The sequence below is a fragment of the Sphingomonas sp. BE123 genome (assembly GCF_031456015.1).
Taxonomy (GTDB): Bacteria; Pseudomonadota; Alphaproteobacteria; order Sphingomonadales; family Sphingomonadaceae; genus Sphingomonas.
This window is the reverse complement of record NZ_JAVDTW010000001.1, coordinates 1,423,224-1,439,219: the sequence shown is the minus strand read 5'-3', so window position 1 is coordinate 1,439,219 and position 15,996 is coordinate 1,423,224. Positions and strand designations below refer to the sequence as shown.

The 15,996-nt window shown below is 67.4% G+C and carries 20 protein-coding genes; 9 read left to right on the top strand and 11 right to left on the bottom strand.

The genetic code is table 11. From position 1 onward, the window contains the following. Window positions 1–38 precede the first annotated feature (38 nt). The gene (locus tag J2Y54_RS07190; RefSeq protein ID WP_310038149.1) at window positions 39–707 is read right to left on the bottom strand and encodes a hypothetical protein; all 669 of its coding nucleotides are present in this window, start codon (window positions 705–707) and stop codon (window positions 39–41) included. Window positions 708–815: 108 nt separating this feature from the next. Here J2Y54_RS07190 and J2Y54_RS07185 point away from each other — a divergent pair, with 108 nt between their 5' ends. After that, window positions 816–1,346 (top strand): hypothetical protein, encoded by a 531-nt coding sequence (locus J2Y54_RS07185; RefSeq protein ID WP_310038148.1) that lies wholly within the window; start codon window positions 816–818, stop codon window positions 1,344–1,346. Here J2Y54_RS07185 and J2Y54_RS07180 read toward each other — a convergent pair. Further along, window positions 1,303–2,322, bottom strand: coding sequence for a nitronate monooxygenase (locus tag J2Y54_RS07180; RefSeq protein WP_310038146.1), 1,020 nt, complete (start codon window positions 2,320–2,322; stop codon window positions 1,303–1,305). The genes J2Y54_RS07185 and J2Y54_RS07180 overlap by 44 nt on opposite strands. 90 nt (window positions 2,323–2,412) lie before the next feature. Between J2Y54_RS07180 and J2Y54_RS07175 the strand changes: the two genes are divergently transcribed. Beyond that, window positions 2,413–3,216, top strand: a complete 804-nt coding sequence (locus tag J2Y54_RS07175; RefSeq protein ID WP_310038144.1) for an endonuclease/exonuclease/phosphatase family protein — start codon at window positions 2,413–2,415, stop codon at window positions 3,214–3,216. A 6-nt stretch (window positions 3,217–3,222) separates the two neighbouring features. On the opposite strand, the gene J2Y54_RS07170 is transcribed toward J2Y54_RS07175, so the two are convergent. Beyond that, a complete protein-coding gene (locus J2Y54_RS07170; protein ID WP_310038142.1) occupies window positions 3,223–4,482 on the bottom strand; it encodes an aspartate kinase in 1,260 nt (419 codons plus the stop codon). A gap of 66 nt (window positions 4,483–4,548) precedes the next feature. Here J2Y54_RS07170 and ubiG point away from each other — a divergent pair, with 66 nt between their 5' ends. From ubiG to J2Y54_RS07155, 3 genes are all read left to right on the top strand, one after another. Beyond that, complete coding sequence (gene ubiG / locus J2Y54_RS07165; RefSeq protein WP_405052882.1) at window positions 4,549–5,280, top strand: bifunctional 2-polyprenyl-6-hydroxyphenol methylase/3-demethylubiquinol 3-O-methyltransferase UbiG; 732 nt, start codon at window positions 4,549–4,551, stop codon at window positions 5,278–5,280. 86 nt (window positions 5,281–5,366) lie between these two features. Beyond that, window positions 5,367–6,038, top strand: a complete 672-nt coding sequence (locus J2Y54_RS07160; RefSeq protein WP_310038140.1) for a hypothetical protein — start codon at window positions 5,367–5,369, stop codon at window positions 6,036–6,038. Continuing rightward, a complete protein-coding gene (locus J2Y54_RS07155) occupies window positions 6,035–6,598 on the top strand; it encodes a hypothetical protein (RefSeq protein WP_310038139.1) in 564 nt (187 codons plus the stop codon). The genes J2Y54_RS07160 and J2Y54_RS07155 overlap by 4 nt, the downstream gene beginning before the upstream one ends. A gap of 30 nt (window positions 6,599–6,628) precedes the next feature. Here J2Y54_RS07155 and J2Y54_RS07150 read toward each other — a convergent pair whose 3' ends face one another. Further along, window positions 6,629–7,000 carry a tRNA-binding protein gene (locus J2Y54_RS07150; protein ID WP_310038137.1) on the bottom strand — a complete coding sequence of 124 codons (372 nt, stop codon included), beginning with the start codon at window positions 6,998–7,000 and terminating at the stop codon, window positions 6,629–6,631. 59 nt (window positions 7,001–7,059) lie between these two features. On the opposite strand from J2Y54_RS07150, the gene ung reads away from it, so the two are divergent. After that, entirely contained in the window at window positions 7,060–7,737 is a 678-nt protein-coding gene (ung, locus tag J2Y54_RS07145; protein ID WP_310038134.1) for a uracil-DNA glycosylase, read from the top strand. A gap of 117 nt (window positions 7,738–7,854) precedes the next feature. Here the strand turns inward: ung and J2Y54_RS07140 are convergent, their stop codons facing one another. The 6 genes from J2Y54_RS07140 to argB form a co-directional block, all read right to left on the bottom strand. Beyond that, the gene (locus tag J2Y54_RS07140) at window positions 7,855–10,038 is read right to left on the bottom strand and encodes a TonB-dependent receptor domain-containing protein (protein ID WP_310038132.1); all 2,184 of its coding nucleotides are present in this window, start codon (window positions 10,036–10,038) and stop codon (window positions 7,855–7,857) included. Between the two features lie 105 nt (window positions 10,039–10,143). Next, a complete protein-coding gene (locus J2Y54_RS07135) occupies window positions 10,144–10,743 on the bottom strand; it encodes a hypothetical protein (RefSeq protein ID WP_310038130.1) in 600 nt (199 codons plus the stop codon). Beyond that, window positions 10,740–11,615 (bottom strand): bifunctional methylenetetrahydrofolate dehydrogenase/methenyltetrahydrofolate cyclohydrolase FolD, encoded by an 876-nt coding sequence (folD, locus tag J2Y54_RS07130; RefSeq protein ID WP_310038129.1) that lies wholly within the window; start codon window positions 11,613–11,615, stop codon window positions 10,740–10,742. Before folD ends, J2Y54_RS07135 begins: the two co-directional genes overlap by 4 nt. Beyond that, window positions 11,605–11,916, bottom strand: a complete 312-nt coding sequence (locus J2Y54_RS07125; RefSeq protein ID WP_310038128.1) for a DUF167 family protein — start codon at window positions 11,914–11,916, stop codon at window positions 11,605–11,607. The genes folD and J2Y54_RS07125 overlap by 11 nt, the downstream gene beginning before the upstream one ends. Continuing rightward, window positions 11,913–12,227: a YggT family protein gene (locus J2Y54_RS07120; RefSeq protein ID WP_310038127.1), complete on the bottom strand. Its 315-nt coding sequence runs from the start codon at window positions 12,225–12,227 to the stop codon at window positions 11,913–11,915. The genes J2Y54_RS07125 and J2Y54_RS07120 overlap by 4 nt, the downstream gene beginning before the upstream one ends. Before the next feature lie 75 nt (window positions 12,228–12,302). Next, a complete protein-coding gene (argB, locus tag J2Y54_RS07115) occupies window positions 12,303–13,202 on the bottom strand; it encodes an acetylglutamate kinase (protein ID WP_310038125.1) in 900 nt (299 codons plus the stop codon). Between the two features lie 81 nt (window positions 13,203–13,283). Between argB and J2Y54_RS07110 the strand changes: the two genes are divergently transcribed. Then, window positions 13,284–13,574 carry an autorepressor SdpR family transcription factor gene (locus J2Y54_RS07110; RefSeq protein ID WP_310038124.1) on the top strand — a complete coding sequence of 97 codons (291 nt, stop codon included), beginning with the start codon at window positions 13,284–13,286 and terminating at the stop codon, window positions 13,572–13,574. Continuing rightward, window positions 13,574–13,945, top strand: a complete 372-nt coding sequence (locus tag J2Y54_RS07105) for an ammonium transporter (RefSeq protein ID WP_310038122.1) — start codon at window positions 13,574–13,576, stop codon at window positions 13,943–13,945. The genes J2Y54_RS07110 and J2Y54_RS07105 overlap by 1 nt, the downstream gene beginning before the upstream one ends. Before the next feature lie 16 nt (window positions 13,946–13,961). Here the strand turns inward: J2Y54_RS07105 and J2Y54_RS07100 are convergent, their stop codons facing one another. Further along, window positions 13,962–14,600 carry a queuosine precursor transporter gene (locus J2Y54_RS07100; protein WP_294015044.1) on the bottom strand — a complete coding sequence of 213 codons (639 nt, stop codon included), beginning with the start codon at window positions 14,598–14,600 and terminating at the stop codon, window positions 13,962–13,964. Between the two features lie 114 nt (window positions 14,601–14,714). Between J2Y54_RS07100 and J2Y54_RS07095 the strand changes: the two genes are divergently transcribed. Beyond that, window positions 14,715–15,983 (top strand): nucleoside transporter C-terminal domain-containing protein, encoded by a 1,269-nt coding sequence (locus J2Y54_RS07095; protein ID WP_310038119.1) that lies wholly within the window; start codon window positions 14,715–14,717, stop codon window positions 15,981–15,983. Window positions 15,984–15,996 lie beyond the last annotated feature (13 nt).

Genomic DNA, 15,996 nt, shown 5'->3' with positions numbered 1-15,996 from the left:
CGAATCGCTATCAGATCGCCCGGGACGCGCCAAGGAATTCAGCGCGCGGCGAGCGCCTCGCTGCCGCCGGTCACGGTCGGATCGAACGCGAAGATGCTGGCCTGATAGGTCAGACGCGGACCGGTCGGTCGCGGCGCGGTCGCTGCCGCGCGCCACGCATCATAACGCGCGTAGAAGTCGACAAAGGGCTGGTCGATCCGGGCAAGCGCGGGGCCGGCTGCGTCGGGCATCGCCGCAGCGGGCCAGTTGGCCGCCTCCTGCGCCAGCGCGCCCGCGGTTGCACAGAAGCGGGCGAGCACCGGGGGCTGGGCGAAGTAATTGTAAAGACGGGTCATCGCCGGATCGAACCCCGCGCCATGGAATGCGGCGGCGCGCCGGTGCGCGTCGGCCAGTGCGCGGCGGTGCACGGTGAGGAAGCGGTTATAGGCGGCGGCGATGGCGGGGTCGTTGCAGTTGAGCGCCGCGACGTTGAACGCGGCGCGCAAATGCCACGCGGCGGCCGGGGCAAAGACATCGCGGTTGGGGGTTGCATAGCTGCCATCGGCGAGCCGGGCCGGGATGACGAGGTTCGCTGCCGCGCCATCGGGCGGTCCGGCGACCCGCGCGGGCGCCGGAGCCGGCGCGTTTGCGACGGGCTGGACAGCGGCGACGTCGCTCCGCGACGACCCGGTCGAACAGGCGCCAAGGCCAAGAGCGAAGACGAACAAGGGTAAAGCCCGGCGCATGGGCGCATCAGAGCACAAGGCGTTGACCATCGCGTTGAGCGGGATGGTTAACGGGCTGGTCGGGCGGGCACGGGCGGGTTAGGCTGCGGCATGGTGTCGGTTCCTGCCATCGCCGTCCTCCTCGCCGTTGCGGCACAAGCGCCGCAGGCTGAACCATCCGCGCGCTCCGCACCGGTCCGCGACGCACCGGCCGCTGCGGATGACGACGCTGAACTGGCGACCTGCACCCTGTGCGGCGAGATGCGGTCGGTGACCGTCGACAACCGCAGTCGCGCCGCGATCAGTGCGATCCAGGTCACGCGGACGCTGGCCAAGGGCCTCGATAGCGTGATCGGCAGGCTGGTCGGCGGCGGCGGCAAGCGCAAGGTCGACCGGCAGGATGTGTTGAGCGGTCGCACGATCCCGGGCGGGCGGCAGCGTCAGGTGGAGATCGGCGCCGGATTCTGCGCTGATCCGACAGGCTGGCTCGGCGCGCGCACAATCGCGGTCCGGATCGTGCTCGCCGATGGCCGGGTGATCGGAAAGGCGCTGGACTGCAGCGCCGGTCTCGCCCTGACCGACGCCGATGTCCGGCTGGCTAAGCCGCCCGCTTCTCCAGCGCCGCCGCCGCCTCGGCCATGAGCTGGGCGATGATGTCGGCGACGGGTTCTTCCTTGCTGACCATGCCGACCGACTGGCCGGCCATCAGCGAGCCATTGTCGACGTCACCCTCGATCACCGCGCGGCGCAGGGCGCCGGCCCAGTAATGTTCGATCTGCAGCTGCGCTTCGGCCATCTCGACCTTGCCCTCGTCCAATAGCTGCGCGACCTCGCGCTGCTTGGCGGTGAACAGCTCGCTACCGGCATTCTTGAGCGCGCGGACCGGGATCACCGGCAAGCGCGGGTCGATCTGCACGCTCGAGATCGCGTCGCGCGCGCTGGCGCGGAAGAACGCCTTCTTGAAATTCGGATGTGCGATGCTCTCGGTCGCGCACGCAAAACGGGTGCCGAGCTGGACGCCCGCCGCGCCCATGTCGAGATAGCCGGCAATCGCCTCGCCGCGCCCGATCCCGCCCGCGACGAACACCGGCACCTGTTCCGACACGTCGGGCAGGATTTCCTGCGCGAGCACGCTGGTCGACACCGGACCGATATGGCCGCCGGCCTCCATCCCCTCGACCACCAAGGCATCGACGCCGGAGCGGATTAGCTTCTTGGCGAGCGACAATGCGGGCGCAAAGCAGATCAGCTTCGCGCCATTGCCCTTGATCGCGTCGAGCGACCCCGCCGGGGGCAGGCCGCCCGCGAGCACGATATGCGTGACATTATGCTTCGCGCACACGTCGATCAGGTCGAACAGCTGCGGGTGCATGGTGATCAGGTTCACGCCGAACGGCTTGTCGGTCAGCGCCTTGGTGCCCGCAATCTCGGCATCGAGCAGCTCGGGCGTCATCGCGCCGCACGCGATCAGGCCAAAGCCGCCCGCGTTGGAGATGGCGGAGACGAGGTTGCGCTCGCTCACCCACGACATCGCGCCGCACAGGATCGCAGTCTCGCTGCCCAGAAATTCGATGCCGCGCGCCATGCGGCGCTGGAGGCGCTGTTCACCAATGGTCATGCCGCTCGCCTAGCCGGGGGATGGCGCCTGAAGCAAGCCGCAAGCGCACAGTGGCTTGGACAGCGCTGTCAGAGTTGCTAGGCCGGGACCATGATCGATCGTCGCACCCTGCTCGCTGCCGCTGCCATGGCCCCGCTTGCCGCCTGTGCCCCGCGCGCCGCCGCGCCGCGCCGTCCGCTGCGGGTGGTGACGTTTAACATCTGGCATGATGCGGGCAACTGGCCGTTGCGGCTCAAGCTGATCGTCGATGCATTGCGCGCCGTCGACGCCGATGTGATCGGGCTGCAGGAAGTGTTGCAGGATTCGAACAAGAACCTCCCCAATCAGGCCGAAACGATCGCCGCCGCGCTGGGCGGCTATCGCGTCGAGTTCATGTCGACCTCTCCGGTCGGCGCGGCCAATCGTTATGGCAACGCGATCCTGACCCGTCTGCCGGTGGTCGAGACCGACACGATCAAGCTGGAGCCGCTGAACGATTATCGTACCGCGCTGCGCGTGCGGGTGCGGAGCGGCGGGCGCTTGATCGACATCGTCAACACGCACCTCGCGCACCAGCCCGACGCCGGACCGGTGCGCGCGCAGCAGATCAACGGCCTGCTGGGCTGGCTGCCGACCGACGATGTGCCGGTGGTGCTGATGGGCGATTTCAACGCTCCGCTCGACGAAGCTGCGCTCGCACCGATCGCGATCCGCGGGCTGGAGCCGGTGCTTGCGCCGGGGGCGACCGACACGACCTTGGTGGTCGAGCGCGGGCACAAGGCGCGCGTGATCGACCATATCTTCGCCGACCCGCGCGCGTTCGAAGTCAGCGGTGCGCGGCGCTTTGCCGACGCGGTAAATGGCGAATTCCCGTCGGATCACTACGGCGTCGCGGCGACCCTCGCCCCGCGCTGAGCAAGCTCAGGCTGCCTCGTCCTCCGGGGCGTCCAGGCCATAGGCGGTGTGCAGCACGCGCACGGCGAGTTCGGTCTCGTCCTCGTGGATCAGCACCGACACCTTGATCTCGCTCGTCGTGATGGCGAGGATGTTGATGCGGCGTTCGCCCAGCGTGTCGAACATCGTCGCCGCGACGCCGGCATGGCTGCGCATGCCCACGCCGACGACGCTGACCTTCGCGATCTTGGTGTCGTGGATCAGCGCGTCATAGCCGATCGGCGCCTTCGCCTTTTGCAGCAGGTCGAGCGCGCGGGCGAGTTCGGCGCGCGGCACGGTGAAGGTCACGTCGGTCGACCCGGTCGCATGCGCGACGTTCTGGACGATCATGTCGACGTTGATCCCGCCTTCGGCCAGCGGGCCGAAGATATGCGCCACCGCGCCGGGGCGGTCGGGGACGTTGGTCAGCGTCACCTTGGCTTCGTTCTTGTCCGCGGCGATGCCGGTGATGAGCTGCCGTTCCACGTCGTTGATCTCCTCTTCGCCGACGATCAGCGTACCGCGATGGCCGTCATCGTCATGCGTGTCTTCGAACGAGGACAGGACGCGCACGCGCACCCCCTCCTTCATCGCCAGCCCGACCGAGCGGGTCTGGAGCACCTTTGCCCCGACGCTCGCCAGTTCGAGCATCTCTTCATACGTGACCTTGGTCAGCTTGCGCGCGCGCGGCACGATGCGCGGGTCGGTGGTGTAGACGCCGTCGACATCGGTGTAGATGTCGCACCGGTCGGCCTTCATCGCCGCCGCGACCGCGACCGCGCTGGTGTCCGATCCGCCGCGACCCAGCGTGGTCACGCGATTGTCGTCGGCCAGGCCCTGGAACCCCGGAATGACCGCGACATGGCCGTCCGCCAGGCTGGCGTTGAGCGCGTCGGTGTCGATCGTGTTGATCCGCGCGCTGGCATGCGCGCTGCTGGTATGGATCGGCAGCTGCCAGCCGAGCCAGCTGCGCGCCGGCACGCCCATCGCCTGCAGCGTGATCGCCAGCAGCCCGCTCGTCACCTGCTCGCCCGATGCGACCACCACGTCATATTCGCGCAGATCGTAGAGCGGCGAGGCTTCCTTGCAGAAACCGACCAGCCGGTCGGTCTCGCCCGCCATCGCCGAGACGACCACCGCGACCTGATTGCCCGCCTCCCACTCGCGCTTCACGCGCGCGGCGACGTTGCGAATCCGCTCGATCCCGGCCATCGACGTGCCGCCGAACTTCATCACGATACGCGCCATTTGAACCTGTCCCCCAAAGTCCCGGTTGGGAAGCTGTGGGCGCGCTGATAAGAGGGGGGGATGGCGATGACAAGCAAAGCAACGATTGACCCGCGTGAAGCTGAACATTTCGGTCGGCTGGCGGCGGATTGGTGGAATCCGAAGGGCGAGTCGGCGATGCTCCACCGGCTCAACCCGGTGCGGCTGCGCTACATCCGCGAGGCGATCGACGCGCATTGGGGCAGCGACCCGCGCGATTTCGCGCCGTTGAAGGGCCGGACAGCGCTGGATGTTGGCTGCGGTGCGGGACTGCTCTGCGAGCCGCTGGCGCGGATGGGCGCGGCGGTGACCGGGGTGGATGCAGCGCCCGAGAATATCGGCGCGGCGCGCGCGCATGCCGCAGCGGCGGGCCTGACCATCGACTATCGCGCGGGCGAGTTCGAGACTGAGGTCGCCGGTCGCCAGTTCGATCTCGTCACGTCGATGGAGGTGATCGAGCATGTCGCCGATCCGGCGGCGTTCGTCCGCGGGCTGGTCGGTGCGCTTGCGCCCGGCGGGCTGATGATCCTGTCGACCCCCAATCGTACCCCGCTGTCGCGGCTGGCGATGATCACGGTTGGCGAGGGGCTGGGCATGATCCCGCGCGGCACGCACGATCATGCCAAGTTCCTGACGCCGGAGGAGCTGACCGGACTGCTCGAGGATGCCGGGATGGCGGTGTCCGACCTGCGCGGGCTCAGCTTCTCGCCCGGCGCCGGGTTCCACCTGAGCGACGATACCGCGCTCAACTATCTGCTGACCGCGCGCCGCCCAGGGTAAGCCGACCGGGCGCGGCCTCCTGAAAAGCCATCTTGTCCTGAGCACTTAGTCCGCGCAGGATCACGCGGTTGCACAGGGGGGATTCGATGCTGACAGCTTTGATGCGCGCGCTGATCGGCGCGCTGGTGATCGGTGCGCTTGCGCTGGCCGGGCCGGTCCAGGCCGCGAAATATTATGTCGAGACCAAGCTTGGCGAACTGACCGCCGAGCAGCGCGCCAAGATCGAAACGCCGCGTCCCGTGCAGCTGATCTTTCAGTTCACGACCGATCAGAAGGCCAATCCGCGCGCGACGAAATATCTCAAGGAGCAAGTGTTCAAGCTGGTCCGCGAATCCGGCGCCTTTTCGACGGTCGCTGAAACCCCGGTCGAAGGCGGCGCGATGCTGGTCGTGACCATCGACAACATCGTCCAGAAGGATGCCGCGGCACAGGGGTTCAAGGCCGGGCTGACCTTCGGTCTTGCCAAGGCGGCGGTGCGTGACGGCTATCTGATCGTCGCCGACTATACGCCGGCAGCGGGCGCGGCCGCGATCCGCCGCGAAGTGACGCATGGGCTGTGGGTGACGATGGGCTCCAAGGAAGCGCCAGAAGCTGGCCTCGCGCTGGTCAAGAACATCACCATCGGCGTCGAAACCGTGGTTCGGCAGGGCGTCGGCCATGCCGTGAACCAGGTGGCGCTCGACCCCGGCTTTGTCGCGGTCGCCGCGCCCGCGCCGTCGAGCGACGCTGCGCCCGCTCCGGTCCAGCCGGGCGCATGAACCGGCGGGGGGTGTGGCTGACCGGGCTGGCCGTGGTGCTGGCCGGATGCAGCGCGACCGCGGCACCGCCGTCCGCCTCGCCGCGCGCGGTGCGCGCCGCGAGCGCGCCGCAGATCCCGCCGCTGGCGCTCGGCGCATTTCGGCTCGGCCCCGGCCTGCCGCCGGGATCGGATCGTGCGGTGGGGCTGCGTGCCTTCCGGCTGCTGCCGCCCAACAAGACGTCGTTCGCCGCCTATCTCGGCGAGACGCTGGCCGAGCAGTTGCGGCTGGCGGGCAAGCTCGATTCCAGCGCGCGGTTCACGATTTCGGCGGACCTCGTCGAAAACTCCGCCAATCCGAAGGTCGGTCAGGCCACGGGCGCACTCGCCGCGACCTTCCGTGTCACCGAAAACGGCGCGGTGCGCATGGAAAAGACGCTGCGGGTCGAGGCCAATTGGAACTCGTCCTTCATCGGCGCCGTCGCGATCGATGCGGCAGAGCGCGAATATGTCGCGCTCTATTCGCAGCTCGTCGAAAAACTACTCGAAGACCCGGATTTTCGCAGCGCGGTCGCGCGCTAGAGTTGGTTTTCAGCTTTGCTGAAACCAACGCTAGAACAGCCGTCCGCCATTGGGCACCGGCACGCTCGGGTGGAACAGCACGACCTTCCCCTCCGTATCGGGGAAGCCGAGCGTCAGCACTTCCGACATCATCGGACCGATCTGGCGTGGCGGAAAGTTGACCACGGCGGCGACCTGACGTCCGGGGAGGTCGTCGAGCGTGTAATGCTCGGTGATCTGCGCCGAGGAACGCTTGACCCCGATTGCCGGTCCGAAATCGATGGTCAGCTTGAACGCGGGCTTGCGTGCTTCGGGAAAGGGCTCGGCGGCGATGATCGTGCCGATGCGGATGTCGACCGCGAGGAACTGGTCGAAGTCGATTTGCGCCGCCGCGGGGGCGTCGGCGGCGTGGGTCATGTGCATTGGAATCTCCCGTCGCGCATCGATTGACACAGGCGGGCGGATTCGCCCAGTCCCGCGCCATGACCGTAAAGCTGCATCCAGGCTGGCTCGCTCCGCTCAAGGCCGAGTTCGACAGTCCGTACATGGCGGATCTTCGCGCCTTCCTGTTGGCGGAGAAGGCGGCGGGCAAGCGCATCTTTCCCAAGGGTGCCGACTGGTTTCGCGCGCTCGACCTCACCCCGCCCGAAAGCGTGCGCGTCGTCATCCTCGGGCAGGACCCCTATCATGGCGAGGGGCAGGCGCATGGCCTGTGCTTCTCGGTCCAGCCGGGGGTCAGGGTGCCGCCGAGCCTCGTCAATATCTACAAGGAGCTCAAGAGCGACCTTGGCATCGATCCGCCGAACCATGGCTTCCTTGAGCATTGGGCGAGGCAGGGGGTGTTGCTGCTCAACAATTGCCTGACGGTCGAGATGGGGCTGGCGGCGTCGCACAAGGGGCGGGGATGGGAGCGGTTCACCGACGCGGTGGTGGCACAGGTCAACGCGCTGCCCGATCCCGTGGTGTTCATGCTGTGGGGCAGCCATGCGCAGAAAAAGGCGGCGTCGGTCGCGTCCCGCCATCTCGTGCTGAAATCGGTCCACCCCTCGCCGCTGTCGGCGCATGGCGGATTTTTCGGTTCGCGCCCGTTTTCGCAGGCCAACGCGTTTTTGCGCGCGCATGGGCGCGGCGAGATCGACTGGGCCTTGCCGAGCCTTTGATAATTGCGGCACCGGCCCGCTCCCCCACCCGGCCACCCATCGTCAGGATATTCTGGAATGGGTGGCCGGGTAGGGGAGCGGGCCGGCGCCGCAGCGCGCGTTAGCGCGCCGAACAGCTCAGAAGCTCAGCCGCGCCGACACGCGGATGTCGCGACCGGGAAGCGGCACGAAATCCTTGGTGAAGCTGGCGTGGCGGCGGGCATCGACGTCGAAGATGTTGTTCGCCGACAGGATGATCGCGGTCTCGCGCTTCTCGCCCAGCGGGTGCCAGGTGAGCGACGCGTTGACGAGCGTGAAGGCCGGGGTTTCGGTCTCGAACGCGGCGACGCGGGTCTGGCGGATCGCATGCTCGACCTCGACCCGGCCGCCGAATGCGCCCTGGCTGGCGTCGATTCCGGCAAGCACGCGGAACGGCGGGATGCGCGGAACTGCGCTGCCGTCACCCAGCTCGGCGTTCACATAGTCCGCGACCAGGTTGCCGCCGAGCGAGAAGCCGCCTTCGCCGCCATCGATGAAGGTCGTCGACACTTCACCTTCGACGCCCAGATAGCGCGCATCGGACTGGAAGAACTGAAACACCGGCAGCTCGTCGATCTCGTCACCGGTCGCGACCTCATAGATGTAGTCGTCGAACCAGTTGGCATAGCCCGTGATCTGGAACCGCACCGGCCCGGCCACGCCGCGCGCATAGACTTCGCCGCCCCAGCTCTTTTCGGTGCGGAAATTGGGGTTGCCGACTTCATAGGCCTGGGTCGCGATGTGCGGGCCGTTGGAGAAGAGCTCTTCCGCCGACGGCGCGCGGACGGCGCGCGACACGTTGAACCCGACCTTCACCTCGGGCGCGACCGAATAGGACAGGCCGATCGCGCCGGAGAAGGCGTCGAAGCGGCGGTCGAACGCCGCGGTCGGGCCATCCTCGTCCAGGTCGAGCTTGACCGCGTTCGAGCGCACGCGGGTGTGCTCGTAGCGCAGCGCGCCTTCCAGCCCGATCGCGCCGAGATCGACCTCCTGCAGCGTGAACACGCCATACTGGTCGGTCACGTTCTTCGGCACGAACGCCTCGGCGCCGACCGCGTTGAAATTGCGGGTGAACGCCTGGAAGCCGGTCACGCCGCGCCAGTCGTCGCGGTTCGCCTGCACCAGTTCAAGGCGGCCTTCAAAGCCTTCGTTATAGAAGACCGTGCCGACTTCCTCGCCCTCGAACTCGGTATGCTCATAGTCCGAATAGCCGACACGGACGCGCAGCGCGTCGACCAGCCCGCCGCCGATCTTGACCTCGCCGCGCATGTCGGCGCGAAACTGCTTCAGGCCGATGGTGACGGCTTCCTCGCCATGATCGTGGTCATGGTCGTCGGGATCGGCGGGAGCGCCATCATCGTCATGATGATGTTCCGCGCCGGGCCGCGCGGGGACGCCATAGCGGGTGTCGTAATAGCCGGCGGAGAAACCAAGGCTGCCGCCCTCGTTGATCAGCGCGATGCCGCCGCCCAGCGTGTAGGTGCGCGTCGCGCTGTTGGGCAGGCGCCCGCGGCGGTTGGCGGTTTCCAGCGCCTCTTCGGCTTCCTCGAGATGGCCCTCTTCGGCTTCCTCCGCCGCGATTTCCAGCTGCTCGGCACGCAGCGGGTCGCTCAGCACATAGCCGCCGACGCGCAGGTCGTCGCTCTTGCGATAGCTGCCATCGATATGCGCGACGATCTGCGGGGTGATCGCAAAGTCCACCGCCGCGCCGCCGCCGCGCTCGTCCGCGGCCGAGCCATAGGCACCGATCGCGTCGACATGGAACCCGCTCTCCGGCACCGCGCGCGGGATGCGGCGGTCGAGCACATTGACCGCGCCGCCGATCGCCTGGCTACCGAACAGCAGCACGGCGGGGCCGCGCAGCACCTCGATGCGCTCGGCGGTCAGCGGCTCGATCGACACCGCATGGTCGGTCGAGGTGTTCGATGCGTCGAGCGTGCCCAGGCCATCGGTCAGCACGCGCACGCGCTCGCCCTGGAAGCCGCGCAGCACCGGACGCGACGCGCCGGGGCTGAACGAGGTCGCGGAGACGCCCGGCACCTGAGTCAGCGAATCGCCGATCTGGCCGCGAACATCCCGCACCAGTTCATCGCCCGTCACCACCGACGTACCGGCGAGCAGGTCGAGCCGTTCGATGCCCGGCGCGCTGATCACCACTTCCTCGGTCGTTTCGCCATGCACGGGATTGCGGCTGGAGCGGTCGCGCTCGGCATGGTCGCTGGTCTGGGCCAATGCCGGGGCGGCAAACATGCTCGTGGCAAGCAGCAGGCTGGTGAACTTCATGGTTACGCAATTCCCTCGAATGAACTGCGCGCACTCTTAAGTGCTATGATACAACGTCACAAGTCGGAAATTGCTGCGCTGCGATGCGGCTCAGCGCGCGTTGGATCAGGGCGTGACGGCTGCGACGCGGTCGTTCACGACGGTCGCATAGCGACGCCCGGTCCAGAGCGCGGCGACGAAGCGGCGTGCGCCATCGGCATCCACCTGCCAGCGCCAGATCAGCGTGCCGTCGGGCGAGGCGCCGGCGCCACTCCGTTCGGTCGCCGGGGGCGGGGGCGGAACCGGCTTGCCGGTGCATGCGGCCCGGCGCACCCGCGGTCGTTCGGGCAAGGCGCGCGGCGTTGCCAGCGCATCGCCCGCATCATAGCTCCACTTCCATCCGCCATCCTGCTGCCGGTGCCACACGGTGGTGAAATAGCCCGACCCGCCGGGCCGCACCCATGGCCCGGTATTGACGGCGGTAGTGCCGTCGCACGCGACATAGCTGTCGGCGGGCCACCATTGCACCGCGATTGGCGGTTCGTTGCGGTCCTTCAGAAACGCCTGCGCGTTGGATGGCTGCGGCAGGAACATCACCGCGTCGTCGGTGGCATAGGCGCGGAATGCCGCCCATTGCCCCTGCGTCTGCGCCATCCGGTTGAACGCGCGCTCGGCATCGACTGCGCTCTGGCCCTGCATCGACAAGAGCAGGGCCAGCGCAATCACAGCACGCTCGCGTCGAAATCGATATCGGCGTTGCGATACGCCGCGACCAGCGCGTTGCGCAGGAGGCAGGCGATGGTCATCGGTCCGACCCCGCCCGGTACCGGGGTGATCGCGCCGGCGACCGATGCCGCGCTGTCGAACGCGACATCGCCGACCAATGCGCCGTCGACGCGGTTGATGCCGACATCGATCACCGTCGCGCCGGGCTTCAGCCATTCGCCGCGGACAAAGCCGGCGCGCCCGACCGCCGCGACGACGATATCGGCGCGCGCGACATGGCTGGCGAGATCGCGGGTGCGCGAATGGGCGAGGGTGACGGTGCAATTGGCCGCGGTCAGCAGCGCCGCCATCGGCTTGCCGACCAGGATCGACCGACCGATCACGATCGCGTCCTTGCCCGACAGGTCGCCCAGCTGATCCTGCAGCAGCATCAGGCAGCCAAGCGGGGTACACGGCACCAGCCCGTCAATGCCCAGCGCAAGGCGCCCGGCGCTGACCGGGGTCAGGCCGTCGACATCCTTGCCCGGATCGATCGCTGCCACCACGGCCTGCTCGTCGAGATGGCGGGGCAGGGGAAGCTGGACGAGGATGCCGTCGACCGCCGGGTCGGCATTCAACTGGCGCACCAGCGCAATGAGCGAGTCCTGGTTGGTGTCGGCGGGCAGGCGGTGCTCAAAGCTCGCCATGTTGGCGGCGACCGTCGCCTTGCCCTTGCTGCGGACATAGACGGCGGACGCCGGGTCGTCGCCGACCAGCACCACCGCCAGGCCCGCCTTGCGGCCCGCCTTCGCTTCAAATTCTGCCGCAGCCTCGCCGACCCGGGCGCGCAGGCCCGCGGCGAATGCCTTTCCATCGATCAGTTCAGCGCTCATGTCCGGCCCCATAAAGCCGCTCGGCGATTCCCGCCAGCGTCTTGGGATCCCCCGCGATCGCCAGCCGCTTGATCCGCGCCGTCTCGCCCGCGATCAGGCGCACCGCGCGCCGCGGCACGGCGAATGCCTCGGCCACCAGCGCGACCACGGCGGTGTTCGCGGCCCCCTCGACGGGCGGCGCGGCCACACGTGCGGCGAAATAGGCGTCGGTCGCGGGCAGCAGCGCTGCCTTGGCAGCGCGCGGCGTGGCGCGCACCGCGATCGTCAGACCGTCAGGCGTGAGCTGCCACGGGCGGCTCACATCGCCGGGCTGGCCAGCGCTGCCGCGATGTTGGGGATGACCACGCCGTCCAGGATGGTGATCAGGATCAGCACCACGAACGGTGCGAAATCCATCGGACCGGTATCCGGCAGGATCTTGCGGAACGGCCGGTAGATCGGCTCGGTCAGCGTGTTGAGGCCACGCCACAGCGAACTGACGAACTCGTTATAGGTGTTGATCACGTTGAACGAGATCAGGATCGACAGGATCGCCTGGACGATGATGATCCACCACAGCACGTTCAGCAGGACTTGGACGATGCCGAAGGTGATGTTGAGCAGGGTATCCAAATTGGGCCTCCGGAATTTTGCGCCTTGTACGGAATGGCCGTGCGCGCGGCAACTGTATTGCCCATATAGGACGCGTCAGCGGTGCACCAAGGTTCCCGCGCCCTGCGTCGTGAAAATCTCGAGCAGCATTGCATGCGGGATGCGCCCGTCGAGGATGACGGCGGCGTCGACGCCCGCATCCACTGCCGCGACACAGGTTTCGACCTTGGGGATCATGCCCCCGCTGATCGTGCCGTCGGCCTTGAGCGCCATGATCCGCCCGGGGTCGAGGTCGGTCAGCAGCTGCTTGTCCTTGTCGAGCACACCCGGAACATCGGTCAGCAGGAAGAAGCGCGCTGCGCCGAGTGCGCCGGCAATCGCGCCGGCCATCGTGTCGGCATTGATATTGTAGGTATAACCATCGGCGCCCAGCGCGATCGGCGCGATCACCGGGATGAAGCCCTGATCGCACAGGGTCGTCAGCACCGCTGCGTCGACTGCCACCGGCTCGCCGACAAAGCCCAGATCGACATGGCGTTCGATCCCCTGCAACGGATCGGCGGCGTCGCGCTGCACCTTGCGCGCAGTCACCAGCCCCGAATCCTTGCCCGAAATGCCCAGCGCCTTGCCGCCCGCCGCGCTGATCCAGCTGACGATTTCCTTGTTGATCGATCCGGCCAGCACCATTTCGGCGATGCGCGCGGTCTCCGCATCGGTGACGCGCAAGCCCCCGACAAACTGCGATTCGACGCCAAGCCGCTTGAGCATCGACCCGATCTGCGGCCCGCCGCCATGCACGACCACCGGGTTGATCCCGACTGCCTTGAGCAGCACCACATCCTCGGCAAAGTCGCGCGCCAGCTCGGGATCGCCCATCGCGTGCCCGCCATATTTCACGACGAACGTCTTGCCCTTGTACCGCTGCATATAGGGCAGCGCGTCGGTCAGCGTCTCGGCCTTGGCCAGCATTGCGGGATCGGGTGCGTGATCGGTCATGCCGCGCCCTTAGCGGGAGTTGCGCCTTCGCGAAAGCGCGGGTCGCTTGACTCAATTCGATAATTAGCTAAATAACGAATCATGAGCATGGTCTTCAAGGCATTGTCCGACCCCACCCGCCGCCGCGTGCTGCAATTGCTGCGCAAGGGGCCGATGAGCGCGGGCGATCTGAGCGACCAGTTCGACGTGTCGAAACCGACCATGTCGGCGCATTTCGCGGTGCTCAAGGATGCCGACCTCGTCCACGCCGAAAAGGCGGGCAAGTCGGTGATCTACCATTTGAAGCTCTCGGTGCTCGAAGAAGCGCTGTTGGGCTTTGTCGATTCATTCGCGGGCAGCGGATCGTCCGCGCCCGGCAAGGAGCGTGCATGATGAACAGCGAAACCAAGATCAGCCTCGCCTGGGGTGTCGGCATCGTCGTGCTTGCGCTCGGCCTCAGTTCGGCGCGCAGTGCCGGGCATGTCGACCATGACACGGTGATGCGCATCGTGCTGGGCGCGACCGGCCTGATGGTCGCCTGGTTCGGCAACATGATGCCCAAGCGCTTTGTCCCCAGCGCACTGGCGCGCAAGGTGCGCCGTGTCGGCGGCTGGTCGATGGCGGTCAGCGGGCTGATCTATGCCGCGGCGTTCGCGACGTTGCCGATCCAGACCGCGGTGTTCGTCGGAGGCGGGGCGGTCCTCGCCGGCCTCGCGCTCACTCTCGGCTATTGCCAGTCGCTGCGGACCAGGGCGCGGGCGTGACCCGCGCGGGCGGGTTTCAGCCCGCCCGGTCCAGCCGCCGCCCGAGCGCGACAAAGGCATAGATCAACACCGGCACCAGCAGCGCCGACAGCGCGATCTTCGAAATCAGCTGGCCGACCAGCAGCGGGCCGATCGGGAATTCGCCGTAAAAGGCCAGCGTGATGAAGATCAGCGTGTCGACAATCTGGCTGAGAATACCCGCGACCCCGGCGCGCAGCCACAGCATCTTGCTGCCCTCCCCGCCGCGCATCGCGCTGAAAATGGTGACGTTGAGCGTCTGCGACACGCCATAGGCGACGATCCCCGCGCCCCAGATGCGCCAGGTCGTCCCCAGGATCAGCTGGATCGCGTCGCGATATTCCGGCCCCATCTTGGGCGACGCGGGCAGCGCCCATACCAGCCACGACAGCAGCATCGACGCGAGCAGCGGAATGAAGCCGAAGCGCACCAGCTGGTTCGCGGTCACGCGTCCGTGCAGTTCGGCAATCGCGCTCGACACCGCCACCAGCAACAGAAAGGCAAAGATGCCCGCCTCGACCGCCAGCGGCCCCAGTGCGACCTGCTTGTTGCCCAGCACGCCGGCAATGCAGACCATGCCGCCGTAAAAGATCGAAAGGACGAAGAGCGAGCGCGTCAGCGGGGCCGGTGTGGTCATTGCGCTGCCTAACCCGGTTTCTCGCGATACGGAAGCACCTAGCGGTGCGCGCGGCAAACGCTATGGTGCCACCCCGAACGCCGTGCGCAAGACGCGGCACGAAGGGGCTTCCACTTGAATAATTTTCCGATCGGTATCCTGGGCATCGCCGCGATTCTCGCGATCGCCTTCCTGCTTTCCTCGAACAAGCGCGCCATCCGTCTCCGCGTGGTCGGTCCGGCCTTTGCGTTGCAGGCGGGCATCGCTTTCCTCGTGCTGTACGTCCCCGCCGGCCGCGCCGCGATCGAGGGGATGGCGAAGGGCGTCTCGGCGCTGCTCGGCTATGCCCAGGCGGGCACCGACTTCATCTTCGGCCCGCTCGCCCGGCCCGAGGTCGGCGGGCAGAGCTTCGCCATCGCCGCGCTGCCGGTCATCATCTTCTTCGCCGCGCTCGTCTCGGTGCTCTATCACCTCAAGATCATGCAGTTCCTGGTCCGCTGGATCGGCGGCGCGATCGAGAAGGTGACCGGGGTCAGCAAGGTCGAATCGCTGTGTTCGGCGGCGAACATCTTCGTCGGCCAGAGCGAATCGCCGCTGGTGATTCGCCCCTATCTCGCCAGCCTGACCCCGTCGCAGCTGTTCGCGATCATGTCGGTCGGCATGGCGGGCGTCGCCGGCACGATCCTCGCCGCCTATGCCGCGATGGGGATCAACATCCAGTATCTGCTCGCCGCCAGCTTCATGGCGGCACCGGGCGGGTTGCTGATGGCCAAGATCATGATGCCCGACGTTCCCGCTCCGGCACCGGCGGACCTTCCGGCGGAGGGTGTCGCGCTCGACGGCGAAGACGCGCTGATCCGCGCAGTCGATAGCGAAGCGGACGAGGAACGCGCCGCCAACATCATCATGGCCGCCGCGATGGGCGCGCAGACCGGCGTCAAGATCGCGGTTGCGGTCGGCGCGATGGTGCTGGCCTTCGTCGCGCTGGTCGCGCTCGCCAACGGCCTGCTCGGCGCGGTCGGCGGGTTGTTCGGTTATCCCGACCTCACCTTTCAGGGGGTGATCGGCACCGCCTTTGCCCCGGTCATGTATCTGGTCGGCATCCCGTGGAACGAGACTGCGGCCGCCGGCGGGCTGTTCGGTACCAAGATGGTGCTCAACGAATTCGTCGCCTTCCTCAACCTCGGCACGATCCAGGGGCTGAGCGAGCGCAGCACCGCGATCATCACCTTCGCGCTGTGCGGCTTTGCCAATTTCAGCTCGATCGCGATCCAGATGGCCGCGACCGGCAGCCTTGCCCCGAATCAGCGCCCGATGATCGCCAAGCTGGGGGTCAAGGCGCTGCTCGCGGGCAGCCTCGCGAATTTGCTCAGTGCCGCGCTGGCGGGGCTGATGCTGCCGTGAGCCAATCGGCTCC